28 protein-coding genes and 1 tRNA gene are annotated in these 26,556 nt (G+C 65.0%); 11 read left to right on the top strand and 18 right to left on the bottom strand.

Annotated elements, in window-relative coordinates:
* Nucleotides 1–36 precede the first annotated feature (36 nt).
* From recQ to BLW56_RS05895, 5 genes are all read left to right on the top strand, one after another.
* Nucleotides 37–1,815: a DNA helicase RecQ gene (gene recQ, locus BLW56_RS05915; protein WP_093509671.1), complete on the top strand. Its 1,779-nt coding sequence runs from the start codon at nt 37–39 to the stop codon at nt 1,813–1,815.
* A gap of 89 nt (nt 1,816–1,904) precedes the next feature.
* Nucleotides 1,905–2,339, top strand: coding sequence for a TIGR01244 family sulfur transferase (locus BLW56_RS05910; protein ID WP_093509670.1), 435 nt, complete (start codon nt 1,905–1,907; stop codon nt 2,337–2,339).
* Nucleotides 2,336–2,743 carry a hypothetical protein gene (locus BLW56_RS05905; protein WP_093509669.1) on the top strand — a complete coding sequence of 136 codons (408 nt, stop codon included), beginning with the start codon at nt 2,336–2,338 and terminating at the stop codon, nt 2,741–2,743. The genes BLW56_RS05910 and BLW56_RS05905 overlap by 4 nt, the downstream gene beginning before the upstream one ends.
* Nucleotides 2,736–3,650: a sterol desaturase family protein gene (locus BLW56_RS05900; protein WP_093509668.1), complete on the top strand. Its 915-nt coding sequence runs from the start codon at nt 2,736–2,738 to the stop codon at nt 3,648–3,650. Before BLW56_RS05905 ends, BLW56_RS05900 begins: the two co-directional genes overlap by 8 nt.
* 95 nt (nt 3,651–3,745) lie before the next feature.
* On the top strand, nt 3,746–5,335 hold the full coding sequence (locus BLW56_RS05895) for a GMC family oxidoreductase (protein WP_093509667.1): 1,590 nt from the start codon (nt 3,746–3,748) through the stop codon (nt 5,333–5,335).
* Nucleotides 5,336–6,047: 712 nt separating this feature from the next.
* Here the strand turns inward: BLW56_RS05895 and BLW56_RS05890 are convergent.
* From BLW56_RS05890 to BLW56_RS05835, 12 genes are all read right to left on the bottom strand, one after another.
* A complete protein-coding gene (locus BLW56_RS05890) occupies nt 6,048–7,385 on the bottom strand; it encodes an ammonium transporter (RefSeq protein ID WP_093510814.1) in 1,338 nt (445 codons plus the stop codon).
* A gap of 17 nt (nt 7,386–7,402) precedes the next feature.
* Entirely contained in the window at nt 7,403–7,741 is a 339-nt protein-coding gene (locus BLW56_RS05885; protein WP_037513494.1) for a P-II family nitrogen regulator, read from the bottom strand.
* A 155-nt stretch (nt 7,742–7,896) separates the two neighbouring features.
* Nucleotides 7,897–8,604 (bottom strand): endonuclease/exonuclease/phosphatase family protein, encoded by a 708-nt coding sequence (locus BLW56_RS05880; protein ID WP_093509666.1) that lies wholly within the window; start codon nt 8,602–8,604, stop codon nt 7,897–7,899.
* A gap of 18 nt (nt 8,605–8,622) precedes the next feature.
* Nucleotides 8,623–8,853, bottom strand: coding sequence for a putative signal transducing protein (locus BLW56_RS05875; protein WP_093509665.1), 231 nt, complete (start codon nt 8,851–8,853; stop codon nt 8,623–8,625).
* On the bottom strand, nt 8,853–9,416 hold the full coding sequence (locus tag BLW56_RS05870) for a pyridoxamine 5'-phosphate oxidase family protein (protein ID WP_093509664.1): 564 nt from the start codon (nt 9,414–9,416) through the stop codon (nt 8,853–8,855). The genes BLW56_RS05875 and BLW56_RS05870 overlap by 1 nt, the downstream gene beginning before the upstream one ends.
* Before the next feature lie 28 nt (nt 9,417–9,444).
* Nucleotides 9,445–10,011 carry a DUF924 family protein gene (locus BLW56_RS05865; protein WP_256203319.1) on the bottom strand — a complete coding sequence of 189 codons (567 nt, stop codon included), beginning with the start codon at nt 10,009–10,011 and terminating at the stop codon, nt 9,445–9,447.
* Nucleotides 10,012–10,129: 118 nt separating this feature from the next.
* A complete protein-coding gene (locus tag BLW56_RS05860) occupies nt 10,130–10,528 on the bottom strand; it encodes a hypothetical protein (protein ID WP_093510813.1) in 399 nt (132 codons plus the stop codon).
* An 83-nt stretch (nt 10,529–10,611) separates the two neighbouring features.
* Complete coding sequence (locus BLW56_RS05855) at nt 10,612–11,832, bottom strand: hypothetical protein (RefSeq protein WP_093509662.1); 1,221 nt, start codon at nt 11,830–11,832, stop codon at nt 10,612–10,614.
* A 185-nt stretch (nt 11,833–12,017) separates the two neighbouring features.
* A complete protein-coding gene (tldD, locus tag BLW56_RS05850; protein WP_093509661.1) occupies nt 12,018–13,460 on the bottom strand; it encodes a metalloprotease TldD in 1,443 nt (480 codons plus the stop codon).
* A gap of 39 nt (nt 13,461–13,499) precedes the next feature.
* Complete coding sequence (locus tag BLW56_RS05845; RefSeq protein WP_218140490.1) at nt 13,500–13,997, bottom strand: DUF4402 domain-containing protein; 498 nt, start codon at nt 13,995–13,997, stop codon at nt 13,500–13,502.
* A 164-nt stretch (nt 13,998–14,161) separates the two neighbouring features.
* Nucleotides 14,162–14,359, bottom strand: a complete 198-nt coding sequence (locus BLW56_RS05840) for a zinc-finger domain-containing protein (RefSeq protein ID WP_093509659.1) — start codon at nt 14,357–14,359, stop codon at nt 14,162–14,164.
* Between the two features lie 134 nt (nt 14,360–14,493).
* Nucleotides 14,494–15,048, bottom strand: a complete 555-nt coding sequence (locus tag BLW56_RS05835) for a DUF4402 domain-containing protein (protein ID WP_093509658.1) — start codon at nt 15,046–15,048, stop codon at nt 14,494–14,496.
* A 102-nt stretch (nt 15,049–15,150) separates the two neighbouring features.
* Here BLW56_RS05835 and BLW56_RS05830 point away from each other — a divergent pair, with 102 nt between their 5' ends.
* The gene (locus BLW56_RS05830; protein ID WP_093510812.1) at nt 15,151–16,074 is read left to right on the top strand and encodes an ABC transporter ATP-binding protein; all 924 of its coding nucleotides are present in this window, start codon (nt 15,151–15,153) and stop codon (nt 16,072–16,074) included.
* Nucleotides 16,067–17,653 (top strand): L-aspartate oxidase, encoded by a 1,587-nt coding sequence (nadB, locus tag BLW56_RS05825; RefSeq protein ID WP_093509657.1) that lies wholly within the window; start codon nt 16,067–16,069, stop codon nt 17,651–17,653. The genes BLW56_RS05830 and nadB overlap by 8 nt, the downstream gene beginning before the upstream one ends.
* Here the strand turns inward: nadB and BLW56_RS05820 are convergent.
* Genes BLW56_RS05820 through BLW56_RS05810 form a run of 3 tightly spaced genes read right to left on the bottom strand, consistent with a single transcriptional unit; the run spans nt 17,650 to nt 20,037 of the window.
* Nucleotides 17,650–17,895, bottom strand: coding sequence for a GlsB/YeaQ/YmgE family stress response membrane protein (locus tag BLW56_RS05820; RefSeq protein ID WP_093509656.1), 246 nt, complete (start codon nt 17,893–17,895; stop codon nt 17,650–17,652). The genes nadB and BLW56_RS05820 overlap by 4 nt on opposite strands.
* Nucleotides 17,892–19,097: a M20 metallopeptidase family protein gene (locus BLW56_RS05815; protein WP_093509655.1), complete on the bottom strand. Its 1,206-nt coding sequence runs from the start codon at nt 19,095–19,097 to the stop codon at nt 17,892–17,894. Before BLW56_RS05815 ends, BLW56_RS05820 begins: the two co-directional genes overlap by 4 nt.
* Nucleotides 19,078–20,037, bottom strand: a complete 960-nt coding sequence (locus BLW56_RS05810) for an acyl-CoA desaturase (RefSeq protein WP_093509654.1) — start codon at nt 20,035–20,037, stop codon at nt 19,078–19,080. Before BLW56_RS05810 ends, BLW56_RS05815 begins: the two co-directional genes overlap by 20 nt.
* 89 nt (nt 20,038–20,126) lie before the next feature.
* On the opposite strand from BLW56_RS05810, the gene BLW56_RS05805 reads away from it, so the two are divergent.
* Nucleotides 20,127–20,444 carry a metalloregulator ArsR/SmtB family transcription factor gene (locus BLW56_RS05805; protein ID WP_093509653.1) on the top strand — a complete coding sequence of 106 codons (318 nt, stop codon included), beginning with the start codon at nt 20,127–20,129 and terminating at the stop codon, nt 20,442–20,444.
* Here the strand turns inward: BLW56_RS05805 and BLW56_RS05800 are convergent.
* Nucleotides 20,441–21,616 carry an acyl-CoA dehydrogenase family protein gene (locus BLW56_RS05800; RefSeq protein WP_093509652.1) on the bottom strand — a complete coding sequence of 392 codons (1,176 nt, stop codon included), beginning with the start codon at nt 21,614–21,616 and terminating at the stop codon, nt 20,441–20,443. The genes BLW56_RS05805 and BLW56_RS05800 overlap by 4 nt on opposite strands.
* A gap of 78 nt (nt 21,617–21,694) precedes the next feature.
* Here BLW56_RS05800 and BLW56_RS05795 point away from each other — a divergent pair, with 78 nt between their 5' ends.
* Nucleotides 21,695–22,951 (top strand): dipeptidase, encoded by a 1,257-nt coding sequence (locus BLW56_RS05795; protein ID WP_093509651.1) that lies wholly within the window; start codon nt 21,695–21,697, stop codon nt 22,949–22,951.
* Nucleotides 22,952–22,967: 16 nt separating this feature from the next.
* Here BLW56_RS05795 and BLW56_RS05790 read toward each other — a convergent pair whose 3' ends face one another.
* Together BLW56_RS05790 and BLW56_RS05785 are read right to left on the bottom strand one after the other, a co-directional pair.
* A complete protein-coding gene (locus tag BLW56_RS05790) occupies nt 22,968–23,369 on the bottom strand; it encodes a DoxX family protein (RefSeq protein WP_177175841.1) in 402 nt (133 codons plus the stop codon).
* A complete protein-coding gene (locus BLW56_RS05785) occupies nt 23,366–24,658 on the bottom strand; it encodes an FAD-dependent oxidoreductase (protein WP_093509650.1) in 1,293 nt (430 codons plus the stop codon). Before BLW56_RS05785 ends, BLW56_RS05790 begins: the two co-directional genes overlap by 4 nt.
* A gap of 184 nt (nt 24,659–24,842) precedes the next feature.
* Between BLW56_RS05785 and BLW56_RS05780 the strand changes: the two genes are divergently transcribed.
* Nucleotides 24,843–24,916: transfer RNA gene (locus tag BLW56_RS05780), tRNA-Gln, on the top strand.
* A gap of 181 nt (nt 24,917–25,097) precedes the next feature.
* Nucleotides 25,098–26,552, top strand: a complete 1,455-nt coding sequence (locus tag BLW56_RS05775) for an amidohydrolase family protein (protein WP_177175840.1) — start codon at nt 25,098–25,100, stop codon at nt 26,550–26,552.
* The last annotated feature ends 4 nt before the right edge of the window (nt 26,553–26,556 follow it).

Raw genomic sequence — 26,556 nt, 5'->3', positions numbered from 1 at the left:
CCCTCTCCTCATCATCCGCCCTATCGCCCTTCGACAATGTCTGCCGACGCGCTTCTCCCGCTCCTCAAGTCCACCTTCGGTTTCGATGCCTTTCGCGGGCGTCAGGGCGAGGTCGTCGATCGCGTGATGGCGGGTGCGCGGACGCTTGCGGTGATGCCGACCGGGGCGGGCAAGTCGCTGACGTACCAGTTGCCCGCGGTCGCACTGAACGGCTGCGTCGTCGTCGTGTCGCCGCTGATCGCATTGATGCACGATCAGCTCCGCGGCGCGCGCGCTGCGGGGATCCGCGCCGCGAGCCTGACCAGCGTCGATGCCGACTGGGCCGACACACGGCAGGCATATCGCGACGGACAGCTCGACCTGCTTTACGTCGCGCCCGAGCGTGCGACGGGCGAGGGGTTCCGGAATTTGCTCGAAGCGCAGACGCCCGCGCTGTTCGCGATCGACGAAGCGCATTGCGTGTCCGAATGGGGGCATGACTTCCGCCCGGACTACCGCTTGTTGCGCCCACTGCTCGATGCGTTTCCGGCGGTGCCGAGGCTTGCGCTCACCGCGACCGCCGACAAGCACACGCGCGAGGATATCCTCGTCCAGCTCGGGATTCCGGTCGACGGGTTGATCCTTGCCGGCTTCGACCGGCCGAACATTCGCTATGCGATCCGCCCGCGGGTCAGCCCGGCGAAGCAACTCGTCGATTTCATCGCCGCCAATCCGGGGCCGGGGATTGTCTATGCGCCGACGCGCAACGGCACCGAGCGGCTCGCCGAGCAGATCGCGGCGGCGACGGGGCGGAGCGTTGCCGCCTATCATGCCGGGCTCGATCCCGAACTCCGCGCGCGCGTGCAGCATGATTTTGTCGCATCGGAGGATGGCATCGTCACCGCGACGGTCGCCTTTGGGATGGGGATCGACAAGCCCGATGTGCGCTTTGTCGCGCACGCCGGGCTGCCGAAATCGATCGAGAGCTATTATCAGGAAACCGGCCGCGCCGGGCGCGACGGCGATCCGGCCGAGGCGATGATGCTGTGGGGCGCCGACGATTTCGCGCGCGCGCGGATGCGACTTTCGGAGCTGCCCGAGGCACGCGTCGCGGGCGAGCGGGTGCGCCTCAATGCGCTCGCGGCGCTGGTCGAGACGGTCGAGTGTCGCCGCGCGCTGCTGCTGCGGCACTTTGGCGAGAACCCGCCCGAACGCTGCGGCAATTGCGACAATTGCCTTGAGCCTGCCGCCCAGGTCGATGCGACGGTGCTCGCCCAGAAATTGCTCTCGGCGGTCTATCGTACCGGGCAGAGCTTTGGTGCCGGGCATATCGAGGCGGTCTTGTGCGGGCGGAGCGACGGACGGATCGCGAGCCGCGGGCATGACAAATTGTCGGTGTTCGGGATCGTCGCGGGTGAGGAGGCGCGGCTGATCAAGCCGCTGGTGCGTAGCCTGATGGCGCGCGAGGCGCTCGACACCACCGAGCATGGCGGGCTGATGCTCGGCCCCGCAGCGCGCGCGATGATGAAGGGCGAGACCGCGGTGCTGATGGCCGAACCGCCAGTGAAGCGGACGCAAAGGGCTGGGCGCGGCGGGGCGAGCGCCACACCCAATCCGGTCGGCGACCCCTTGTTCGACGCCTTGCGCGTGATGCGGCGCGAACTCGCCGCCGAGGCTGGTGTGCCGCCCTATGTCATCTTCCATGACGCGGTGCTCCGCGCGATGGCGAGCGAGCGTCCGGCAACGCGGAGCGCGCTGGCGGACATCCCGGGAGTCGGCGGCAAGAAGCTCGACGCGTGGGGCGACGCGTTCCTGGGCGTGATCCGCCAGTTTTGATCCTCCGCTTCCCCCTCCAAGCAGACGTTCCCATCGAGCCGGCACCTTCATGCTTGTCAGCAACTATCCGGCGGGAGTAGATCGGCGCCATGAGCGATTTCAGACCCCTGTCCGCCGACTTCAGCGTCGCCCCGCAAATCAGCATCGAGGATGTCGCGGAGGCGAAGGCCGCAGGCTTTGCGATGCTGATCAACAACCGCCCCGATGGCGAGGAGCCGTCGGCGCCGCAGGGCGGCGATATTGCGCATGCCGCCGCGGCCGAAGGGCTTGCTTACGCCGCAATCCCGATCGGTCATGCCGGTTTCAGCCATGCGCAGATCGACGCGCTGGATAAATTGCTGACCGATGCAACGGGGCCGATCCTCGCCTATTGCCGGTCGGGTACGCGCTCGACGCACCTCTGGGCGCTGACTCGCGCGCGCGCGGGCGACGATGTCGATGGCATTGTCGAAGCCGCGGCAAAGGCGGGTTATGACCTGACCGGGCTGCGGCCGATGCTGGATGCGCTCGCGGGGGAAAAATGAATCAGGCCGAGCTGATCCAGCTGGGTGCATCGCTGGTCGCGGTCCTTTTCGTTGCCTGGCTGGTCCGCAAGATCGGACTCGGCGCCGATCCGCGGATTGCCGATGCCGAGCATGCGATCCGGCTGGCCGAAGAGGCCGAGGCGGGGTTTCGCGGCACCGAAGTTGCGCGCGATCGCGCAGGATTCGCCGCGCTCGTGCGCAATGCCGAGGGGCGGATGATGCTGGTGCGTGCGCATGGCAATTTCTTTGCTGCGCGGCCGGTGGACGCCAGCGTCATCGGGCGGCTCGACAAGGATTTCCTGACATTGACGACGCCGGAGAGGACATTCGGCGCGGTGACGTTGCAATTGGGGAAGGATGCGGGGATGTGGGCGTCTCGAATGCGCGAGTTCAACCGTGGATAAGCTGCCGGATCCGGTAACCTATGCCGTTCCCGCCTTCATCCTGTTGCTTCTCGCCGAGATGATCTTTTCACTGCGGCGCGACAAAAGCCGTTATGAGGCGCGCGATACGCTGACTTCGCTGATGCTCGGCACGGTCAGCCAGGTCGCGGGCGCGCTCGTTGGCGCGGCGGTCGTCGGCATGTCGGTGTTGGTGTACCAATACCGCCTGTTCGACATCGGGATCGAATTCCAGAGCTGGTGGTGGGCGTGGATACTCTGCTTCTTCCTCGACGATCTGGCTTATTATGCCTTTCATCGCAGCGCACACCGCGTGCGCTGGTTCTGGGCGAGCCATGTCATCCATCACAGCTCGCAGCATTATAATCTGTCGACCGCGCTTCGGCAGACATGGACGGGCTTTTTCAGCCTGACCTTCCTGTTCCGCCTGCCCTTGTTCCTGATCGGCTTTCCGCCCGCGATGGTCTTTTTCTGCGCGGGGCTGAACCTGATCTACCAGTTCTGGATCCATACCGAAGCGATCAAGCGGCTGCCACGCTGGTTCGAGGCGGTGATGAACACCCCGTCGCACCACCGCGTCCATCATGGCGTGAACCCGCGCTATCTCGATGCCAATTATGCCGGCGTCTTCATCATCTGGGACAAGATGTTCGGCAGTTTCGTTCCCGAACGCGACGACGAGCCGGTGCGCTATGGCATCGTCAAGCAGCTAGGCAGCTTCAACATATTGTGGGCCGCGGTCCATGAATGGGTCGGGATCGCGAAAGATGTGTGGGCCGCGCCGTGGAAGCACAAACTCGACTATATGTGGCGCGAACCCGGCTGGAGCCACGACGGCAGCCGCCAAACAAGTGCGATGATCAAGGAACGCTGGGCGGCGGGGCGGCCGGTGGAGGAACCGGCGGAGTGAAGCTGCCTGATCTAGCAGCTTGCCTCTCCCGCTAATGACATTCATGTAAGCATCCGGGTGACCGCCAGCAGGCGGCGCGAGGGAGAGTCGCAAACATGGATCAGTTCGACATCATCGTTATCGGCGGGGGCAGCGCGGGGAGCGCTGCGGCGGGGCGGCTTGCCGAGGATGGCAAGCGGTCGGTGTGCCTCGTCGAAGCGGGCGGGCGCAACGACACCATGCGCGTGAAGACACCGGGCTTCATGCCCTTCATCCCCGACGCGTCGAACTATCGTTACGAGACGGTGCCGCAAAGGGGGCTGAACGGCCGTACCGGATACCAGCCGCGCGGGCGCGGGCTGGGCGGGTCGAGCGCGATCAACGCGATGGTTTATATCCGCGGCCATGCCTTCGACTACGACCAATGGGCTGCGCTCGGCGCCACGGGGTGGAGCTATGCCGACGTGCTGCCCTTTTTCAAGCGCAGCGAGGGCAACGAGCGCGGCGGCGACGAATTTCACGGCGCCGGGGGGCCGCTCAATGTCATGGACCAGCGCTGGCCCAATGTGACGAGCCGGCGCTTCATCGAAAGCGCGGCGTCGCTGCAATTGCCGCGCACGGCGGATTTCAACGGGGCGAGCCAAGAGGGTTTCGGCCTCTATCAGGTGACGCAGAAGGACGGCGAGCGTTGGTCGGCGGCGCGCGCCTATGTCGAACCGCTGCGCGAGCATGGCAATTTTGCGGTGCGTACCGATGCGCTGGTCGAGAAGATCATCGTCGAAAACGCGCGCGCGACCGGCGTGGTGATCCGTCGCGGTTCACGGCGCGAGACGCTGCACGCGCGGGGCGGCGTGATCCTGTCGGCGGGTGCGTTCAACAGTCCGCAGATACTGATGCTGTCCGGGATCGGGCCCGGCGCGCATCTGAAGGACAAGGGGATCGACGTGGCGCTCGATCGTGCCGGGGTCGGCGACAATCTGCAGGACCATATCGATTATGTGTCGAGCTGGGAGACGCGCTCGACCGAGCCGTTCGGTGACAGCTTGGGCGGGACATGGCGAATGGCGAAGGCGGTTTTCGAGCACCGCACCCGGCGTACCGGGATCATGACGACCTGTTTCGCCGAGGCGGGGGGCTTTTGGAAATCGCACCCCGACCTGCCCGCGCCCGACATCCAGTATCATTTCGTCCCCGCGATGCTGGAGGATCACGGGCGCACCAAGGTGAAGGGCCACGGCTTTTCGTGCCACGCCTGTGTGCTTCGGCCCGAAAGCCGCGGGACGGTTCGGCTGGCGTCGGACGATGCCGCGGCGGCGCCCGTGATCGACCCGGGTTTCCTGACCGACGAGCGCGATATGGCGACCCTGCGTGCGGGCGTTCGGATGATGCATCGCATCGCTGCTGCGCCGCCGCTTTCGGACTATGCCGGGGTCGACCGGCATCCGGTGAATATCGACGATGATGGGGCGCTCGATGCGTTGATCCGCGCCCGCGCCGATACCGTCTATCATCCCGTCGGCACGTGCCGGATGGGAAGCGATGCCGATGCGGTTGTTGATCCGACGCTGAGGCTGGGCGGCATAGACGGGCTGTGGGTTGCCGATGCGAGCGTCATGCCGCGGCTGGTGTCGGGCAACACCAACGCGCCGAGCATCATGATCGGCGAGCGCGCGGCGGATTTCGTGAAGGCGGCTCTGGCGGGCTAAAGTCAAGCCGGTCGAATCCGGGCGCAAAATGCTCCGTCCTTGCCAACCCGGCGTGGCCGACGCGGAGATCGGGAACGGCTGCCGGCCGCACCGAAGCCGTTGCTCGCCTATGGCGGCACGCACCTTATCGGCTGGGTAAATGCGGCAAAATGGTGTCGCATTGGAGCCGTGCCGACGTCGAAATCGGCCGATCGGTCTATGCCCTTGGAAGCCGAAGACAGACTCGTCGACAGCGATTCGATTTTGCAGGGTGGCGACAGCGGGCGTGCCTTTTCGATGCTGCGCCAGACGTGCACAAGTCGCGGAAAACCGTCGTTTTTCTGCGGTATCTGTGTTGCGCACAAAAAAAGAGGGCCGGGACTTGCGTCCCGGCCCAGCCTTTCAGGCTCTCCCCTCCTGAAACTGTTGACGCAATGAATGCCATATTAATGTCATGTTGGAAAGGGCAAAATTGCGGCAATGCTGCACAAAATTTGTGCAGCATTTCAGGGCGTAAAAAGCGGCCTTACGGAGGCGGCGCGCGTAGCCGTTACCGCCGAAATTTTAAGAAAAGCCGGGGATGAGCGCCGGGCCCGTGGCTGTGTGGTCACAAACAAAAAAAGGCCGGGGACAAGCCCCGGCCAGTGGTTCGCAGGAGGAACCTCGGTAGGATCCCGCCGTCGCCGTTTGAAAGGAGAGAGAGCGAACGGCGGCGGGTATCCTGTCTCGTTGATCAGTAGTTGTAGGCGCGCTCGCCATGCTCGCCGAGGTCGAGGCCTTCGCGTTCGACCTCTTCCGAAACGCGGAGGCCGGTGAGGAGCTTGGCGACATAGATGGCGATCACGGTGCCGATGCTGGCCCAGACAATCGTCGCGGCGACGGCCGAGATCTGGGTCACGAGCTGCGGACCCATGGCGAAGTCTTCGGGGCCGGGGCCGCCGAGGCTGGGGGCATAGACGATGCCGGTGCCGATCGCGCCGACGATGCCGCCGACGCCGTGGATGCCGAAGGCGTCGAGCGAGTCGTCATAGCCGAGCTTGGGCTTGAGGACGGTCACCGCGTAGAAAGCGATCAGCGATGCAACCGCGCCGAGGACGATGGCACCGAACGGTCCCGAATTGCCCGCAGCGGGAGTCACCGCGACGAGGCCGGCGATGATGCCCGAACAGAAGCCGAGCGCCGAAGGCTTGTGGCCTGCGAGCTTTTCGGCGAGCATCCAGAACAGGCCGGCGGACGCGGTGGCGACGAGCGTATTGATCATCGCGAGCGCGGCCGAGCCATTGGCTTCGAGCGCCGAGCCGGCGTTGAAGCCGAACCAGCCCACCCACAGCATGCCGGTGCCGACCATGGTGAGGGTCAGCGAGTGCGGCGCCATGATTTCCTTCTGGTACCCGATGCGCTTGCCCAGGATCATCGCCGCAACGAGCGCCGAGACGCCTGCGTTGATGTGGACGACGGTACCGCCGGCGAAATCGAGCGCGCCCATTTCGAAGAAGAGGCCGCCGGCCGCCCACACCATGTGCGCGATCGGGAAATAGACGATGGTCAGCCAGACAGCGCCGAACACCATCACCGCCGCGAACTTCATGCGCTCAACGACCGAGCCGAGGACGAGCGCGAGGGTGATCGCGGCAAAGGTCATCTGGAAGCTGATGAACACATATTCGGGCAGCTTGAAGCCGTCGCTGAACGTGTCGGCGAGACTGTCGGGCGTGACGCCGGCGAGGAAGAATTTGCCCCACGCGATGAAGGCGTTGCCTTCGGGACCGAAAGCGAGACCATAGCCGTAGATCACCCAGATCAGCATCGCGAGACAGGCGGCAGCGCCGATCTGCGTCATCGTCGACAGCATGTTCTTGGTGCGCGTGAGGCCGCCGTAGAAGAGCGCGAGGCCCGGCAGGATCATCAGCAGCACGAGGACGGTCGAGGTCATCATCCAGGCGGTATCGCCCTTGTCGACGACGGCTTCGGGGGCCGCGGCGGCGGCTTCCTGCGCCCAGGCGGGCAGCGCGGCGAACAGCGAAAGGCCAACGGCCCCGGCGCCGGCCGCAAATTTGTTTGCGAACGTCATATTTTCCCCCTTCGTCATTACAGAGCCGCCTCGCCGGTCTCGCCGGTGCGGATGCGCACGGCCTGACCCACGTCGAGCACGAAAATCTTGCCGTCGCCGATCGAACCGGTGCCGGCCGTCTGCTGCAGCGTTTCAACGACCCGCGGTGCGAGCGCGTCGTCGCAGACGAGTTCGATCTTCACCTTCGGAACCATGTTGGTGGCATATTCGGCACCGCGATAGATTTCGGTCTGCCCCTTTTGCCGGCCGAAGCCTTTGACCTCGGTCACGGTCATGCCGGCGATGCCGAGTCCGGTGAGCGCCTCGCGCACCTCGTCGAGCTTGAATGGTTTGATAATGGCCAGGATCAGCTTCATGACGCCCCCTTTTGCTAATGGCACCATGTTGCACTGCAACGGGCGTGCCAGATTACGCAGGGCGCGCGAAAGTTGACATTTTGTGACGGTTTGGTGGCAGGGCAGCGAACAATCGTTCGTTCGCTAAGCAGGTGAGGCAGGCCTTTGCCTAAATTTTAGGCAGGATCGCGGGCCGCCTTGAACCGGGCCCAGATCGGGAGATGGTCCGATGCGCGTGCCGCAAGCGCGCTGCGGTGAACCCCGGCGTCGACCGGTTCGAGGTCGGGGGTCGCAAAGATGCGGTCGAGCTTGGCGACCGGGCGGCGGCTGTGAAAACTGTGTCCGGTGTCGACGAGCCGGTGCTGCGCGCCGAAATCGGCGAGGCAGCCGCCCGTTGCCCGCCATTCGTTGCAGTCGCCCATCAGGATCGTCGGCAGGTCCTCGCCTTCGGACACATGATGGAGAATAGCGCGCGCCTGCTGGCGGCGGCGTAGCCCCGAAATGTCGAGATGCATGCCCACGACGCGGAGACGCGTGTCGCCGATACGGATCGTTGCCGCGACCGCGCCGCGGGGTTCGAGCGTCGGCAAATGGAGCGCGTGGCTTTCCTCGACCTCGGCACCCTTGCGCACGAGTAGCGCATTGCCGTGCCAGCCGATCGCATAGGGGCGCCCGCTGAGCAGGTCGACGGGCACATAGTCGCTATGCTCTTCGAACATGTGCGGCGGGATCGCGCTTGCCCGCGTGCCGAAGCGGCGGTCGGCCTCCTGCAGTGCGACAATATCGGCGTCGACTTCGCGCAGCACCGACAGCACCCGCCCGGGGTCACGGCGCCGGTCGAGCCCGATGCCCTTGCGGATATTGTAACTGGCGACCTTGATCATAACGTGCTTTTCAAGCGCTCAGGCCGCGTTTCCGTTCCCGCCAGCTTCGAATTCGACAATCAGGGCCTGCGCCTCGGCCAGATCCTCGTCGAGCACCATGATGCGGACGGGAATGAGCAATCCCACGCTTTCGGCGATATTCATGCCCGCGTCGAAGCAGACCGCATGAACGCCCGCGCTTTCGAGGCGGCCGCGCAACAGCTCGGCCTCGGCGCCATTAGGAAGGCGTGTCAGTTCGACCAATGGCATCAGGCGTCGCCCGCGATGAAGCGGTCGGTCGGGCGCGTTGGCAGGCCGTCGATGCTTTTCGTGCGGCCCTTGAATTTTTCGACCCACAGGTCGCGGTCGGCCTGGCGGTGATATTTCTGCAGCGTGTCGCGTTCGTGCTGGAGTTCCATCATCGGGACGCCCCAGCCGCAGCTCGTCTGCACGCTCTCGATGTCGATCACGAATATCTGGCGCGTGCCCGGGATCAGCGTGAAATTGGCGGCGAGCCCGTCCCATTCGGCATCCTGCGGCAGCACGGGACGGCCGCGGCCATAGATACGCAGGATCAGCGCGGTGCGGTCAAAGGCGCAGAACATGATCGTGATGCGCCCGTCCGCGGCGAGATGCGCGTGAGTTTCGTTGCCCGATCCGCCGAGATCGAGATAGGCGACCTGCGTATCGGACAGAATCTTGAAGCTGTCGGTATAACCCTTGGGGGACAGGTTGATCCGCGCATCGGCGGCGGCGGTTGCGGTGAAATAGACCGGCTGCTTCTCGATGAACGCGATATGCTTGTCGTTCAGCGTTTCGGTGAATTCGGCCATGGCTGTCCTCCGTATCGCGCGGTGCCTATCACCAATTCTTGCCCTCTTCTATCGCAGCTTCCTCATCGGGCCGCGTTGCACGGCCCAGCGCTTCGTTGCGATGCGGAAAGCGGCCGAAGCGATCGACGACGTCGAAATGCTTCCGGGCATAATCCTGGAACATCGGATCGTCGAATTGCGCGAAAAGGCGTAGCGATTCGCGCTGGTCGTCCATATTTTCGCTGTGCTGGAAGGGCAGACAGGCGAACTGGCGCCGTGCGTCGGACCAGTTTTCGTGCCAGCCGTGCGCGACGATGCCGTGCGCGATCGCGCGCGCCAGATCGTCGGTCGCAAAGGCGTCGGCGTGGCCGCGATAGATGTTGCGCGGCACCTGATCGAACAGGATCGTCGCAGCAAGCGCGGTGTCGGGGTCGGTCAGGAATGCCTCGGCCGGCTGCGATCGCAGCGCCTCATACCATCCTTCCGCCAACGCACGGACTGCGTCGTCGAATTCAGCGCCGCCGCCATACCAGTCATCCATGTCGTGCGCATCGAACCAGAATGCGAGCAATTGCTGCGCCCAGTCGGCGGGAGGCGGATTTTCATTCTCGGCCAAGATCATCGGTTTCCTGAAGAATCGTCCCGGCGAGGGCCGGAATCTCCACGTGGCGATCCGTCACCAGGTGGAGATCCGACCTTCGCCGGGAGACAATATAGCTGTCAGCGTTGCGGACTCATTCACCCTTCGCACGGCGATAGGGCACGAATTCGCCTAGCGATACGAAGCCGCTATACATATGGCTCGTGCGGTCGTGCAGTTCGAGCGTGTCGATGCTGCACAGCTGGCTTCCCGAGGTCTTGAGGACGAGGATATCGTCGTCGTCGAGCGATTCGGCTCCGCCCTTGGGGCGATTGACCCACAATGTGCTGCCGACTCGATAGACGATCGCCGTCTTGTCGATGATCTGCGAACTGCGCGTCGTTGAAAGCGGGATGCAGTCCTGCGGCTTGCCGGCGACGCGGCCTTCGAGCAGCTTGGCGAGTTGATCCTCGGGCGCCAGCTTTTCGCGGGCGGTGGCGGGAGCAGCGGCAAGCGCTGCGGCGACAAAAAGCGTCGGGATGAGGTGACGCATGGTTTCGACTCCTGTCTTCATCATCCCCTACCCGCGGCCCCCATAGGCGCGCGCGGGTGAACAGGGGCTGACTCGCCGCTGATTCAGCACGCCCCGTCGGGAAGCGGGATGCCGAGCGGGCCTTTGCATTTCTTTTTCTTCGCGGGTTCGGCCGGGGTGCTGCCGCCAGTCGACGACCCGCCCATACCGCCGAAATCGGCACCGACCAGCAGCATCGTGTGCGAACGGAAGCGGACCTTTGCGGTCCAGTCGATGTTCCACACCGCATTGCCCGCGGGCTTCGGCGGATAGGAGAAATTGGCTTCGGGGCCGAAGGCGTTAAGGTTGCCCATCAGCATCTCGCCCGACGCCTTCTTGACCTCGGCCGGAATCTGGCAGCTCGTCTGGCTCGGCGGCATCACGATTTTCTTGGTGATGAGGTTCGCGACGACCGATGGCGGCAGCCAGTCCCACAGGCCGCCACCGAATTCTTTCGACGCGCTGCTGGTCCACCACACGATGTCGCCCATATCATTCTTGCCGCTGCCATTGCCCATGCCGCCGATCGTCCATGCGACATAGCCCGTCGCGTTCGGCACCGCATTCCAGCGGACCATCACCGACTGGTCGCCCTGGATCGCGGTCGAGGCGCTGAGCCCCTGCATATAATCCTGTGCGAGGGTGAAGTTGATGTCGGGTCCGATATTGCTCGCAACGCGGTGCGCGCCGAGCAGCGACGATCCCGATCCGGGCTGCCGGCCGCCCTTCTTGTTCGGCCAGTCGATATAGGAGCGGCTGTTCGCCTTGCTCACTTCGCGGATCACCGGGACCGCGCTCGAGAAAAGGTTGGGCGGGACCTGCCCCGCGGCGACCTTGGCGAAATCGATGACCACCGGCTGGCCGGGCCCCGCCTTGGCGCCGCAGCCCCAATAGAGGAGCAGGCGGCCCTTCGGGCGTTCGAAGGTTTCCGTTCCGGGCGTTTCCTTGCCTTCCTCCCAGAAAAGCGGGACCGATTTGCCCATCTTGGCCTGCGGCAGGAAGAAATGGTCGCCCTTCGGCGGCGGTGCGGTGGCGGCATCGTTCGAGCCGAGGCGCAGCAGCAATTGGTGAGCGACCTTGCTCGACGGGTCGCCGCCGAACATCATCCCCATCGCGCCGCCGAGCCCGCCCTTGCCGCCGCCCGCCATCGCGGCAAAGCCCGACATCGTCGCGACGTCCATCTCGTAACGTTCCTTGGGGCCGGTGGTCTTTTGCGCCGAGCCGGGAACGGCGGCGAGGATCGCGGCGACGGTCGCCACGGAAACGAAACGCAGACTCGAACGCATATTATCCTCCCTGTTGCAGGGAGTGCCCCCGCGGATGATGCGACCCGATTCTTCTTTTGTTGGGCTTTTCTATATGCGCGGGAGACGCGAACGCCAAGTGAGGGCGGTCACAGACGAAATTCGCCGGCAGAAGCCAGTTCCGCGTTTGTCGAAACTGGACCCCGGCTTTTCGCCGGGGGACCGCATCAGGCAGTGCCGCCGACGGTCAGCCCGTTGACCAGCAGGGTGGGCTGGCCGACACCCGCGGGGACGCTCTGGCCGCCCTTGCCGCAGATGCCGATGCCTTCGTCGATCGCCATATCATTGCCGATGCCGGTGACCTTGGTGAGCACGCTCGGCCCGTCGCCGATCAAGGTTGCGCCCTTGATCGAATCGCCCAGCTTGCCGTTCTCGATCTTGTACGCCTCGGTGCAACTGAAAACGAACTTGCCCGACACGATGTCGACCTGTCCGCCGCCAAAGCTTTTGGCGAAGATTCCATTCTTAACGCGCGACAGAAGCTCGGCGGGATCGTCGTTGCCGCCCTTCATGAAGGTGTTGGTCATGCGCGGCATCGGGGCGTGCGCAAAGCTTTCGCGGCGGCCGTTGCCGGTGGGCTCGACCCCCATCAGGCGCGCGTTGAGGCGGTCCTGCATATAGCCCTTGAGGATGCCGTCCTCGATCAGCACGGTCTCGCCGGTCGGCGTGCCTTCGTCGTCGATCGAAAGCGAGCCGCGGCGCCCGCCGCCGACCGGGCTGTCCATCGCGCCGTCGTCGACCACGGTGACGCCGGGTGCGGCGACGCGCTCTCCTATTCTGCCCGAAAATGCGCTGGTGCCCTTGCGGTTGAAATCGCCCTCGAGCCCGTGGCCGACCGCTTCATGCAGCAGCACACCGGGCCAGCCGGGGCCGAGCAATACGGTGAATTCGCCCGCAGGCGCATCAACCGCGCGGAGGTTGACGAGCGCCTGCGCCAGCGCCTCGTCGATCGCGCGGTTCCACTGCGCGGGCTCGAACAGATGGTCGTACATGTAGCGGCCGCCCAAGCCGAAATAGCCGGTTTCGCGGCGGCCGTTTTCCTCGACGACGATCGAGACGTTGAGGCGGACGAGCGGGCGGATATCGGTCGCAAGGAAGCCGTCGGCACGGACGATCTCGACCACCGACCAGCTACCCGCGAGCGCAACCGAAACCTGGACGATGCGCGGATCGCGCGCGCGCGCGGCGGCGTCGATTTCCTGGCAGAGCGCGACCTTCTTCGCGAAGGGGACCAGGTCGAGCGGGTTGGCCTCGTCATACAGATGGCGGTTGGTGCGCGGCGGCGGCGCGGCGTGCGCCTGATTCGAAGGGTCGAGCAGCGCAAGCGTCTCGGCGGCGCGGCGGATCGCGCCGGCGCTGATGTCGCTGGCATGGGCAAAGCCCGTCATCTCGCCCGACACGGCGCGAAGCCCGAAACCGGCGTCGGTCGAATAGTCGGCGGTCTTCAGGCGGCCGTCGTCGAAGCCGAAGCTCTCGGTGGCGCGATATTGCAGATAGAGCTCGCCGTCGTCGGCCTTCGCGAGCGCCTCTTTCGCAAGTTTCTGCGCCAGATCGGGGTCGAGCGCATCGGCGCGATAGAGGAAGCGGCGGGGATCGGTCGGGCTTGTCATTTGCCCGATATAGGCACGCGCGTCCCCCGACGCCAGCGGTCAGAGATAATTGACGGTCAGCGTGAAGGTGCCGCTGTAATCGCCATCGGGCTGGTTGGCGGGAACGGTGAGGGTGCCGCCGATATAATAGGTCTGAACGCCGCTGGGCAATAACGTCCCGCCGACCAGCGCGATCCCGCCGCCGCTGGTGCTCGCGGCGCGGACGAGGCTGGCAGTCATCGGCGCAGCGCCGCCGCCGGCGCGGGTAAGCGAGACCGACGTGCTTCCCGATACGGTGATCAGCAAGATGCCGCCGGTGCCCTGGAATACGGCGCGCTGCGCCGCCGAACCCACCGGGGTCACGCCGCCGCTGGTCGTGCGTGCATTGGTGACGGGGTTGATCGTAACCGTGCCGCCGGTCGCGCCGCTGATCAGCGTGCCGAAATCGAGATCGTCGGTCTTGATCAGCGTGTTCGGGCGCACGACCGCCGCATTGGCGGTGCCGGGCATGTCGGCGGCAAAGGCCGGTCCGCAAAGCGCCGCGCTCGCCATGGTCATGGCGATGGTCAGGGCGCAAGCCGCGCCCTGACAGTTTTTGGTCCCTTGAATCCCCACAGATTCTGCTCCTGTCTGGCACATCTTATGCCAGCCGGGTCTTCATCACTGATGCATGGGGTTGGTGAATCGGCCGTTTACTTCCGGCGGCCGGTTTACGCCGACGTTTAACCTTTGTCGGCAACGCCGCCGATCAGAATGAAGCGGCGGTCGCAATAGCCGCAGTCGGCAAACCCTTCGTCCGTGTCGATTTCGAGCCAAACGCGCGGGTGGCCGAGCGCCGCATTGGCGAGGCCGTCGCCGGTGCCGTCGCAGGCGATGCGGGTCTTGGGCGTGCGGATGGTTTCGGGTGCGGGCTGGGTCATCGACCGCGCCCATAGCAAGGCCGCGAGGGCTCGGCAATCGGCTCTGCGATTGCGATGGGGCCGTGACGGCACCGGCGCAGGCGTCCTTTCGGGCGCAAGTGGTCCCCGGTGCCGTCTTCCCCCCACAGGAAGCCTTAAAGATAATTCAAGGTGATCGTGAATGTGCCGCTGTAGTCGCCCGGCGTCTGGTTGGCGCCGACTTCGAGCGTGCCCCCGACCGGGAAGTTATAATTGCCGAGCGCGCTCGCGATGCTGAAGCGCGTCGGGGTCGTCGACAGGATCGCGGTCGGCGTGCTGCCGATCTCGAAATCGCGCACGCGCATGCGCACCCCCGGTCCGGTGATCCAGATCGTGTTCGATCCGAGCGAAATATTGACCTGGCGATTCGGCGTGCCGAGCCCGGCAAAGCGCGCGGGTTCGCCGCCATCGCCGGCAAGTGTCACGCCGCCGGTGCGGGTTCGCGTGCCGTCAGGGGCAAGCCGGACCGTCCCCGACGTTCCCGACGCGATGATGCTGCCGAAATCGAGGTCGTTGACCTTGAAGAAGGAAAGCGGGCGAAGCACGATGGCTTCGGCTTCGCCTTGCGCGCTATTCTGTGCCAGCGCCGGAGCGGCGGGCAAAAGCAAAAGCGCAAAAATGGCTAGGCCGCACTGCTTGCGCAGCGGGCGAATGATGTGGCTGGTCCTCACATCCGCCGATCTAGCGGCGAGTCGCCAATTTAGCGTTAACGCGGCGCTTATGAAAAATTAGCGGGCTTTCACACGCCGGGGTGCGCGGCTATGGAAGCGGCCATGAGTGAAGCCGCCATCCGCATCGACGCCGTCTCCAAACTTTATGCCGGCGGCAAGCAGGCGCTGGACAATGTCAGTTTCGACGTGCCGCGCGGCCAGATCTTCGGACTGCTCGGGCCCAACGGCGCGGGCAAGTCGACGCTGATCAACATCCTCGCAGGTCTCGTCAACAAGACGAGCGGGTCGGCGAGCATCTGGGGTTTCGACATCGACGCCGATCCGCGCAACGCAAAATATTCGATTGGCATCGTCCCCCAGGAAATTGTCTTCGATCCCTTTTTCACGCCCTATGAAACGCTGGAAAATCAGGCGGGACTGTATGGCGTGCCCAAGGACAAGCGGATTTCGGACGAGTTGCTCGCAGCGGTCCACCTGTCGGACAAGCGCGACGCCTATGCGCGCACGCTGTCGGGCGGCATGAAGCGGCGCTTGCTCGTCGCCAAGGCGATGGTGCATTCGCCGCCGATCATCGTGCTCGACGAACCGACCGCCGGCGTCGACATAGAACTGCGCCAGCAGCTCTGGGAATATGTGCAGAGCCTCAACGACCGCGGCGTTACCGTCGTGCTGACGACGCATTATCTGGAGGAAGCCGAGGAGCTTTGCGACCGGATTGCGATCATCAACCATGGCAAGCTGATCGCGAACAAGCCGACGCGCGAGCTGGTCGACATGGCGCGCGAGAAGATCGTCGTCGTGACGCTCGATGCCGATGTGACGGCGCTGCCGACGCATCCGGCATTCGAGAAAGTCGAGCGCGATGGGACACGCGGTCTCGCGATCAGCTACAACAAGGACCGGATGAACGCGGGCGAGGTGCTCGCCGCGGTCAACGCAATGGGGCATGGCATCGTCGACGTGTCGACGCGCGAGGCCGACCTCGAAGATGTGTTCCTCAATCTGACGCGCGCCGCGAATGGCTGAGGCGCTCGCTCACGACGTCATCATCGTCGGCTCGGGCGCTGCCGGGCTGACCGCCGCGATCGCGCTCGCCGATCATTGCCGCGTGCTCGTGCTCGCGAAGGGCGAACTCACCGGCGGGTCGACCGCGTGGGCACAGGGCGGCATCGCCGCAGTGCTTGACGCAGGCGATACGTTCGAAAATCATATCGAGGACACGATGATCGCGGGCGGCGGCCTCAACCGCCGCGAGACGGTCGAGTTCGTCGTCGAGAACGCCCCGCACGCGATCGAGCGGCTCGTCGAAATGGGCGTGCCGTTCAACAAGGACGCCGAGGCGCTGCACCTGACGCGTGAGGGCGGCCATTCGCACCGCCGCATCGTCCATGTCGACGACGCGACGGGCTGGGCGGTGCAGGCGGCGCTGCTGAAGACCGCCGAGGCGCATCCGAACATCACCCTGCTGCCGGGGCAGGCGTGCATCGACCTGATCACCGGGCGGCACGAGGAACGCTACTCAGGCTCGGGGCGCGTCTGGGGCGTCTATGCGCTCGACGAGAAGAGCGGCAAGGTCCACGCGCATATCGGCCGCGCGACGATCCTCGCGAGCGGCGGCGCGGGGCGCGTGTACCAATTCTCGACCGCGCCCAGAGGCGCGACGGGCGACGGCATCGCGATGGCGTGGCGCGCGGGCTGCCGCGTCTCGAACATGGAGATGATGCAGTTCCACCCGACCTGCCTCTATAATCTCGACGTCAAGAATTTCCTGATCACCGAGGCGGTGCGCGGCGAGGGGGGCATATTGAAGCACCCGGTCACCGGCCACCGCTATATGCCCGATTATGACGCGCGCGCCGAACTCGCGCCGCGCGACGTGGTGGCGCGCGCGAATGACGATCAGATCAAGCGGTCGGGGCTCGATTATGTCCATCTCGACATCAGTCACCTCGATCCCGATTTCGTCGCGGGGCATTTCCCGAACATCTATGAGAAACTGCTGACGCTCGGCATCGACATGACGAAGCAGCCGATTCCGGTGGTGCCCGCGCAACATTATACGTGCGGCGGGGTGCTGATCGACCTCGACGGGCGCACCGATCTGCCGGGGCTATATGCGGCGGGCGAGTGCACCGAGAGCGGGCTGCACGGCGCCAATCGCCTCGCGTCAAACTCGCTGCTCGAATGTTTCGTGTTCGGCGAGGCGGCCGCAAAGCATATCATCCAGTGCTGGGACAAACTCGATGCGCCGCCCGCGATCCGCCCGTGGGACGCGAGCCGCGTGACCGACTCCGACGAAGAGGTCGTCATCAAGCAGAACTGGACCGAGATCCGCCGCTTCATGTGGAATTATGTCGGTATCGTCCGCACGACCAAGAGGCTGGAGCGCGCGCGCCACCGCATCGACATGATGACGCACGAGGTTGAGGATTATTACGGCCATTTCCGTGTCACGACCGACCTGATCGAGCTGCGCAACTTGCTGCAATGCGCCGAATTGATCGTCCGCAGCGCGCTCCACCGCAAGGAAAGCCGCGGGCTGCACTATACGCTCGATTATCCCGACCTACTGCCGCAGGCGGTCGATACGGTGCTGGTACCCTAACCGCCGATCCCGAGCAGCCGGCCGACGAGAATCAGGACGATCGCCCCGATCACCGACGCGAGGCAGCCCGCACGGTGAAAATCGCCGCGGCCGCGCGAGGTTGCGAGACCTGCGAGCAGCGATCCCCCGATGCCGAGCAGGATCGTCGCGACCCACCCCATTTCGACCGCACCGGGATAGAAGAAGCGCGCTAGCGCCCCGATGATGAGGCCTGAGAGAATCGCGCCGATGATATTGATCATGCGTTGAATCCTTCATTGAGGAAGCGTTCGGCCAGCGCCGCATGCAGCGCGGCGCCGCGCGCCATTACGCTCTCGTCGAGCACCATATGGTTCGAGTGCAGCCCGCAGCATTGGCGCCAGTCGCTGCCCGCCTCGCTCGCGCCGAGCCAGAACATCGCGCCGGGCACTTTTTCGAGGACATAGGAGAAATCCTCGGCGCCCATCACCGGATTGTCCATCGTCAGCCAGGCTTGCTCGCCGAAAGTCTCCTCGACGACCGACTGGCCGAAGCTGACAGCGCGCGCGTCGCAGATAGTGACAGGAAAGCCCTCGACGATCTCGACCTCCGCCGTGCAGCCATGCGCCTCGGCGATCGCGGGTGCGAGGCGCTTCAGCTCGCGCGCGACCATCGCGCGCCTTTCCGGGGAAAGCGTGCGGATCGTGCCCTGCATGTCGGCCGTTTCGGGGATGATATTGTTCGTCGTGCCCGCGGAGATCTTCGCGATGGTGATGACTGCCGGATCAAATACCGAGATGCGGCGCGTGACCATCGTCTGGATCGCGGTGACGATCGAACAGGCGACGGGGATCGGGTCGATGCTGTCGTGCGGCATCGAGGCGTGCCCGCCCGCGCCCTTGACGGTGATCGAGAGCACGTCCGACGAGGCGAGCAGCGGACCCGCGCGCCCCGCGAAGATCCCGTGCGGCGCATTGGGCATGATGTGGAGCGCGAAGGCGGCGTCGGGCAGTGGGTCGATGATCCCGTCGTCGAGCATGAAGCGCGCGCCATGATGCCCCTCCTCGCCGGGCTGGAACATGAACATCACGGTGCCGGGCAGGCGATCGCGCGCCGCGCAGAGCAGCTTCGCCGCGCCGACGAGCATCGCGACATGCGTATCGTGCCCGCATGCGTGCATCGCGCCGGTGATTTCAGAGGTGAAGTCGAGCCCGGTCTCTTCGAGCAAGGGCAGGGCGTCCATGTCTCCGCGCAGCAGCACGGTGCGCCCGTTCGCGGGGCCGCGCAGGATCGCGACCAGCCCCGTCGTCGACGGGCCTTCGCGAAATTCGAGCGGCAGTCCGGCGAGCGCGTCCTTGATCTTCGCGAGCGTCTTCGGGTTCTGGAGACCCAGTTCGGGCTCGCGGTGGATCGCGCGGCGGAGGTCGACGAGATCATCGAGCAGGGTCTCGGCCTCGGCGGGCCAGCTATGCGATAGGGTGTCCATGTGGCGACTGTGCCGCGAAGCCGGGCTCGTGTCGAGGGACCTCGGTGAGCCCATTGCGCAAGCCCATCGTGTCGGGCGTGCGGACGTTCCAGATCAGCCCGAACCGTTTACACAGGCGAATGAAGGCGTACCCCCAGTCGCTCTGCCCCGGATGCAATCCGATGCGCGCCGAGCCGGGATAGGCGTGGTGATTGTTATGCCAAGCCTCGCCCATCGTCGGGACTGCGGCCCATGGGACATCGAACGCCTGCACACCGTGCGCGTCGACCGTCCAATGCTGCGGACCGCGATTGTGCGCGAGATGGCCGACGAGCCAGTGCCCGTGGTTCGCGACCGCGACGCGCGCCGCGACGCCCCAGACGACCCAGCCCCAGCCGCCGATCGCGAAGAAAAGAAGCGCGACGGGCAGTTGCTGCCAGCGCCATGTCGCCTCGAGCCAGCGGTAGAAGGGGTCGCGGTCGAGTTCGGCAAAATCGAAACGCGGCGGGCAGTCTAGATCGAGGCGGCAGTAGATCTGCCACCATGCGTCGCGCAGGATATGCGTTTTGTGCGCGAGGAACGGATGGCAGTCGGCCTGACGCTGCGCCCAGTCGCGCGTATCGTGGGCGCGGATGATGCCATAGGGGCCCGCCATGCCGACGAACGCGCCGAACCAGACGAGCGTGCGTGTCAGCCAGCGGGGCGCGGCAAAGCTGCCATGGATCATCATGCGGTGATAACCGACGCTGTGGCCGAGCAGCAGCGCCGCGCCGGTGGCGACGACAAAAAGAAGGATCGCCGAGGGGGTTGCGAAGAAGGGACCCGCGACGAGAGCGGTCACGGCCATGCCGCCGTTCCAGACGATGCTTGGCATGTCAGCGCGGACGCGGCCCCCGCGCGGGTCGGGTCCGTCCTCGTCGATCAGAAAATTGACGGCATGGGGATCCTGATCATTGCGCATCGCCCGACTCCTGATTGAAAAGAATATAAGTAATTACTTAAATAAATTATTTCTTGTCAAGTCAGCCTGCGATGCCCATTTCGGGACGCATGGAACGGGTTTTTCAGGCATTGGCATCGACGCCGCGGCGCAAGATTCTCGCCTATCTGGCGCATGCCGAACTGAGCGCGGGTGACATTGCCGCGCGATTCGAAATGAGCAAACCGGCGGTGTCGCAACATCTGTCGGTGCTGGAAAACGCCGGACTGATCGTCAGCGAGAAGCGCGGCCAGTTTGTTTTCTACCGCTTGTTGCCCGACGCGCTGACCAATGTGCTCAATGGCTATGTGCAGGAAGTCTGTCCGGTGTCGCGCCCGCTCAAGGCCGAATCGCGCGCGCTGGCCGACAAGCAGCGCGAAGAGGGCTAGCGCTTTCCGCCGAAGAGTTGCCGACCCGCTAGGTCGAGCATGATTTCCTCGCTACCTCCCCCGATGGCATTGACGCGAACTTCGCGATAGATGCGTTCGACCTTGCTTCCGGTGATATAGGAAGCGCCGCCGAGTATCTGTGCGGCCTCACGCGCGACGGCCTCCAGCATCCGTGTCGCCTGCACCTTCAGCATCGCGAAGTCGGCGGGGCGATCCTTGCCTTCTTTCACCTGCCAGGCGCAGAGGTCGACCCAGGCTTGTGTCGCCTCGATCTGGCGTTCCATGTCGGCGAGCTTGATACGGATCGACTGGTGGCCGACGAGCTGTTTGCCGAAGGTCTCGCGGTTCTGCGCCCATTCGGCGGCCTCGGCCATCGCGACGCGGGCGTAGGCGCAGCAGCCCATCGCCATGCCGAGCCGCTCCGAATTGAAGTTGCGCATGATGCCGATGAAGCCGCCATTCTCGGGACCGATCAGATTGTCGGCGGGGACGCGGACGTCGCTGAAATGGATCGCGGCGGTGTCGCTGCAACGCCAGCCCATCTTGTCGAGCCTTGTGCGCTCGACCCCGGGGCTGCTCATGTCGATCAGCAGCAGCGAGATGCCCGCGGCGCCGGGGCCGCCGGTGCGCACCGCGCAGGTCAGCCAGTCGGCGCGCATGCCGCTGGTGATGAACATCTTGCCGCCGTTGACGATGTAGCTGTCGCCGTCGCGGACAGCCGTCGTCTTGAGATTGGCGACGTCGCTGCCGCCGCCTGCCTCGGTGATGCCGAGCGCGATGATTTTGTCGCCCCCGAGCACGGGCGGCGCGACGCGTTGCTTCAATTCCTCGGAACCCAAGGCAAGGATCGGGGGCAGGCCGATGCCGTGCGTCATCAACGAAGCGCCAAGCCCGCCCGCGCCGACCGCCGCGAGTTCCTCGGTCAGCACTAACCCGTGAAAATTGTCGAAGCCCTCGCTGTGCCCGCCATATTGTTCGGGGTAGCGCAGGCCGAGGATACCGGCTTCGGCGGCTTTCTTGTGGAGGTTGCGCGGCAGTTCGCCCTCAGCCTCCCATCGGTCGATGTTGGGCGCGATCTCGCGCGCCACGAAACGGCGGACGCTTTGCGCCAGCGCTTCGTGCGTTTCGTCATAATAGGGCGAACGGGCGCGCCAGTCGTCGAAGGCTGTCATCGGGCAATGCTGCGCGGCGTTGACGTTCCCGTCAAGTGAGGCTTGCGCTGCGGCAACAAGCACTTAAGGTCGCGCGCCATGAACAAGCCCTCCCTGCTCGCCGGCCTTGCCGCTCTCGCCCTGATCTCCACTCCCGCTACGGCGCAGAAATCGCCTGAAGCCATCGCCGAGGCCGCGCTCAAAAAGGCGCCGGTGTTCGATGGGCATAATGACGTGCCGTGGGAACTGCGGGGCAGCGTCGGCAATGTGATCAACAGCTTCGATTTTCGCGACACGACCAAGCCCAAGCCCGACGGAACGGTGATGCACACCGATATCCAGCGCCTGCGCAAGGGGCATGTTGGCGCGCAATTCTGGTCGGTCTATGTGCCGTCGAACACGAATGAGCAGCAGGCGGTGCAGCAGACGATCGAGCAGATCGACGTCGCGAAGCGACTGATCGCGCGTTACCCGAACGATCTTGGTTTCGCGTTGACCTCGGCCGAACTCGAAAGCCAAATGAAGGCCGGCAAGGTCGCCGGCATGCTCGGCGCCGAGGGCGGCCAGTCGATCGGCTCGTCGCTCGCCGTCCTGCGCGAGCTTTACGGTATGGGCGTGCGCTACATGACGCTGACCCATGGCAAGACGACGCCTTGGGCCGACAGCGCGACCGACGCGCCGCAGCATGACGGGCTCACCGATTTCGGCAAGCAGGTCGTTCGCGAAATGAACCGCATCGGCATGATCGTCGATCTGAGCCATGTCAGCGAAGCGACGATGAAGGACGCGCTCGAGGTCTCGCACGCGCCGGTGATGTTCAGCCATTCGGGCGTGCGCGGCGTCAACGACCATCCGCGCAACGTGCCCGACAGCGTGCTGCCCGCGGTGAAGGCCAATGGCGGCGTTATCATGGTGGTGCTCTATGCCGCCTTCCTCGACCCCAAGCTGCGCGCGCACGGGCTTTCGCGCACGGCCGAAAAGGCGCGGCTCGACGCGCTGTATGTCGGCAATCCCGATGCCGTCGCCCCGGCGCTGAAAGCATGGGACGCGGCGAATCCGGCGCCGCAGGTGCCGATCGGAATCGCGGCGGACCATATCGACCATATCAAGAAGACGATCGGCGTCGATCATATCGGCATCGGCGGCGATTATGACGGGATGGACGCGACCCCGGTCGGGCTGGAGGATGTCACAGGCTATCCGCGCCTGTTCGCCGAACTGGCGCGGCGCGGCTATACGCAGGCTGAGCTGGAAAAGATTTCGAGCGGCAACATGCTGCGCGTGCTGAAGGCGGTCGAGGCCTATGCGGCGAGCCAGAAGGGCCAGCCGCCGATCGAAACGCCAGTCGCGAAATAGGGACTATAAATAAGGACTAGGGGCGGCGGCGAAACGGCCAGTCGGTCGCGCCGCTCGCCCACAGCGCCCACCAGATGATCAGCGGCTGCGCGGCGAGGCGCGGGCCATGGTACCACCAGCCGAGCGTCTCGCCGCCGATCGCGATATTGGCAAGCGCGTGGTGGAAATTCGCGGGCCAGACGCACAGTGCATAGAGCGCGAGGCCCCAGCCGGCGGCCTTGCGCGTCGCCGGGATCATCAGCCCGACCGCGCCTGCGATCTCGGCGATGCCGGTCGCCGCGACAACCAGCGGGGCCTCCGGGACCCATGGCGGGGTGATTGCACGGAACGGCTCAGGTGTCGCGAGATGGCGATAGCCTGCATAGCCATAGGCGAGCGCGAGCAGCCAACGCAGGATGGTGCGGACGCGCGCTGTCACCGCCCGATGGCTTGCAACATCGCCTCGATGCTCGTGAATTTCTCGCGGGGGCGTCCCTCGAGCGCGGCGGCGACCTCGGCCTCCTCGATCCGGCGCCAGTCGCGGAAGGTGACGGGCGTGATGTTGCGGCTCGCGAGTAACGCGTCGAGCCCCGGACGTCCCGCCTTGCCGGCGCCGCGCCCGATATCCTCCAGCACCATCTCGCCGATACGCGCGCCGTCGGGTTTGTTGGTGCCGATCGTTCCCGACGGTCCGCGCCGTGCCCAACCGACGGCATAGAGGCCGGGCAGGATGCGCCCCTCATCGCTCGCAAAGCGGCCGCGGCCGTGCTCGTAGGGCACGCCCGGGATCGGCGGGGTTTGATAGCCGATGCAGCTGACGATCAGGCCTGCGTCGACCGCATAGGTCTCGCCCGTGCCATGGCTGGTGAGGTCGGCGTCGAGTGTTGTGCGCTCGACAATCACGCGCTGCACCCTGCCATCGCCTTCGATCGCAATCGGCATGGCGAAGAAGTCGAAATCGATCGTCACCGGCTTGGCGACCGGATTGGCGCTGAAGCTGCGCAAATGGGTCACCGACTTGCGCATACCCGGTTCGAGCATGGCGTCGTCGCCTTCGGGCGGCAGGTCGGCGGGGTCGACGCGCGGGCTGGCGCGTTCGAGATGGCCGAGTTCGCCGAGTTCCTTCGGGGTCATCGCGATCTGGTGCGGGCCGCGCCGACCGAGGATCTGGATATGGCGCACCGCACTCGCCGCCAAGGCATCGCGGGCGTGGGCGACGATGTCGCTCCCGGCAAACTCGGCCGGCGTCTTGGCAAGGATGCGCGCGACGTCGAGCGCGACATTGCCATTGCCGATCACGGCGACGCCGGGCGCGTCGAGCGGCGGATTGAGGTCGGCGAAATCGGGGTGGCCATTGTACCAGCCGACAAAGGCCGCGCTTCCGATCACGCCGGGGAGGTCGGCGCCCGGAATATCGAGCGGCCGGTCGTTCGGCGCGCCGGTCGCCAGCACCACGGCGTCGTAAAGGCCGACGAGTTCATCGATCGTGATGTCGCTGCCGACCGACACATGGCCGACGAAGCGGACATTGTCGGTGAGCGCCGTGCCCTCATAGCGGCGAGACACCGCCTTGATCGACTGGTGATCGGGCGCGACCCCGGTGCGGATCAGGCCATAGGGAACAGGAAGCCGGTCGATGACGTCGACCGCTATGTCGTCGGCCTTCTGCAATGTTTCGGCAGTGTAATAACCCGCAGGGCCCGACCCGACGATCGCGACATGACGCATCAACCCACTCCTTCGGGCATCCGCGCGGGCGCGCGGCCCCCTTCTTTTGTTATTGGGTGATGCTAGCGGCGAAATGCGTCAGGGCAAGCAGGCTTGTGCGGGCCGTCACCGCCTTCGATCGCCACATCGTCACAATTTAACCCCCTTGACCGGCTCTAATCTGCCGCTTATTGGCGCCCGCTCCTGCCCCGTCGTCTAATGGTAAGACTACGGATTCTGATTCCGTCTATTGAGGTTCGAATCCTCACGGGGCATCCAGATTTCTGCCATATTCCACCGGAGACCGCTCATCTTTTCAAATTGAGCGGCCTCCTCGGCGTGCGTCGAGGAAACGCCGGTTTGAGACCGGATCGGCCGTGACTCTGCGCACCACCATCCTTTTCTTGTTGTACCGGCCGCGACGAGGCTAAGGCTCTTCGCGAGTCTGGAAAGGTCGCCCATGAAACAATTGTTCGCTACCCTGGCATCGTCGTTCGTTGTCTTCGCTTCGCCCGCGCTTGCCGCCCCGGCGCAGGGCGATGTCATTATCCGCCACGTGACGATCGTCGATGTCGAAGCGGCAAAAACGGTGGCTGGGCAAGCCGTGGTGCTGAAAGGCGACGATATCGTTGCGGTGGGTGCCGACGCTGCGATTGCCAAGGGCTGGCGCGCCGACCGCACCGTCGAAGGCAAGGGGCGCTACCTGATCCCCGGCCTGTGGGACATGCACGTCCATTTCGGCGGCGGGCCCGACCTGATCGAAGAGAATAGGGCGTTGCTGCCGCTCTATGTCGCGAACGGGATCACCACGATCCGCGATTGCTCGGGCGACCTGCCCGAGCAGGTGCTCGCATGGCGCGGGGAAATCGCGAACGGCGGCCTCTTCGGTCCGCGCCTCCTGACCTCGGGCGCCAAGATCGAGGGTATTGCGCCGGTGTGGAAGGGGACGATCGAAGTCGGTAGCGAGGCGGATGTCGATGCTGCGCTCTATCGCCTGAAGACGCGCGACAAGGTCGATTTCGTCAAGATAACCGACAGCACGCTGAAACCCGAATTGTTCCTCTACGCGCTTGGGCGGGCCAAGGCGCTCGGACTCCGCACGTCGGGCCATATCCCGATGGCGCTGACGACCGAGCAGGCGGTCGACGCCGGGATCAGTTCGATCGAACATCTCGACTATGCCTATAATGCCGGCGCGAAGGATGAAGCCGCGATTGCGGCCGATTTTGCCGCGGGTCGTATCGATCGCGCCGAGGCGAACCGGCGCCTCGATGCGGGATTCGACCGCGAAACAGCGATGACCGCTTATCGGCATTTCGCCAGCAAGGGCGTTTTTGTGACGCCGACGCTCAACGGCAGCCGCATTATCGCCTATCTTGATCGCGACGACCATTCGAAGGACGCGGGGCTCGCCTATATCGGGCCGAAGCTGCGCAAGACATATGACTGGCGGATCGAACGCGCCGCCAAGGCCGACGCCGCGGCGATTGCCGCGCGGCACAAGGCGATCGAGGATGTCGGGACGATCCTGCCGATGCTGGCCGAGGCGGGCGTGCCGATCATCGCGGGGACCGACGCGGGTTTCCTCAACAGCTTCAATTATCCCGGCTTCGGCCTGCATGACGAGGTCGAACTGTTCCAGCAAAAGGGACTGACCCCGGCGCAGGCGCTCGCCTCGGCGACGCGCGCGGGTCCCGCATGGTTCGGCTGGCTCGATCGCTATGGCGCGGTGAAGCCCGGCATGGCGGCCGATCTGGTCCTGCTGCGCGCCAATCCGCTCGAGGATATCGCGGCGACGCGTGCGATCGATGCGGTGGTGATGCGTGGTACTGTGCAGGACCGGGCCGCGCTCGACAAGATGCTCGCTGACACGCGCGCGCAAGTCGCGGCATGGAACGCAGCGGCCAAGCCTTGAGGGA

The sequence above is a fragment of the Sphingopyxis sp. YR583 genome (assembly GCF_900108295.1).
GTDB lineage: Bacteria > Pseudomonadota > Alphaproteobacteria > Sphingomonadales > Sphingomonadaceae > Sphingopyxis.
Note: the sequence above shows the minus strand (reverse complement) of the source record. Positions and strands in the feature narration are given on the sequence as shown.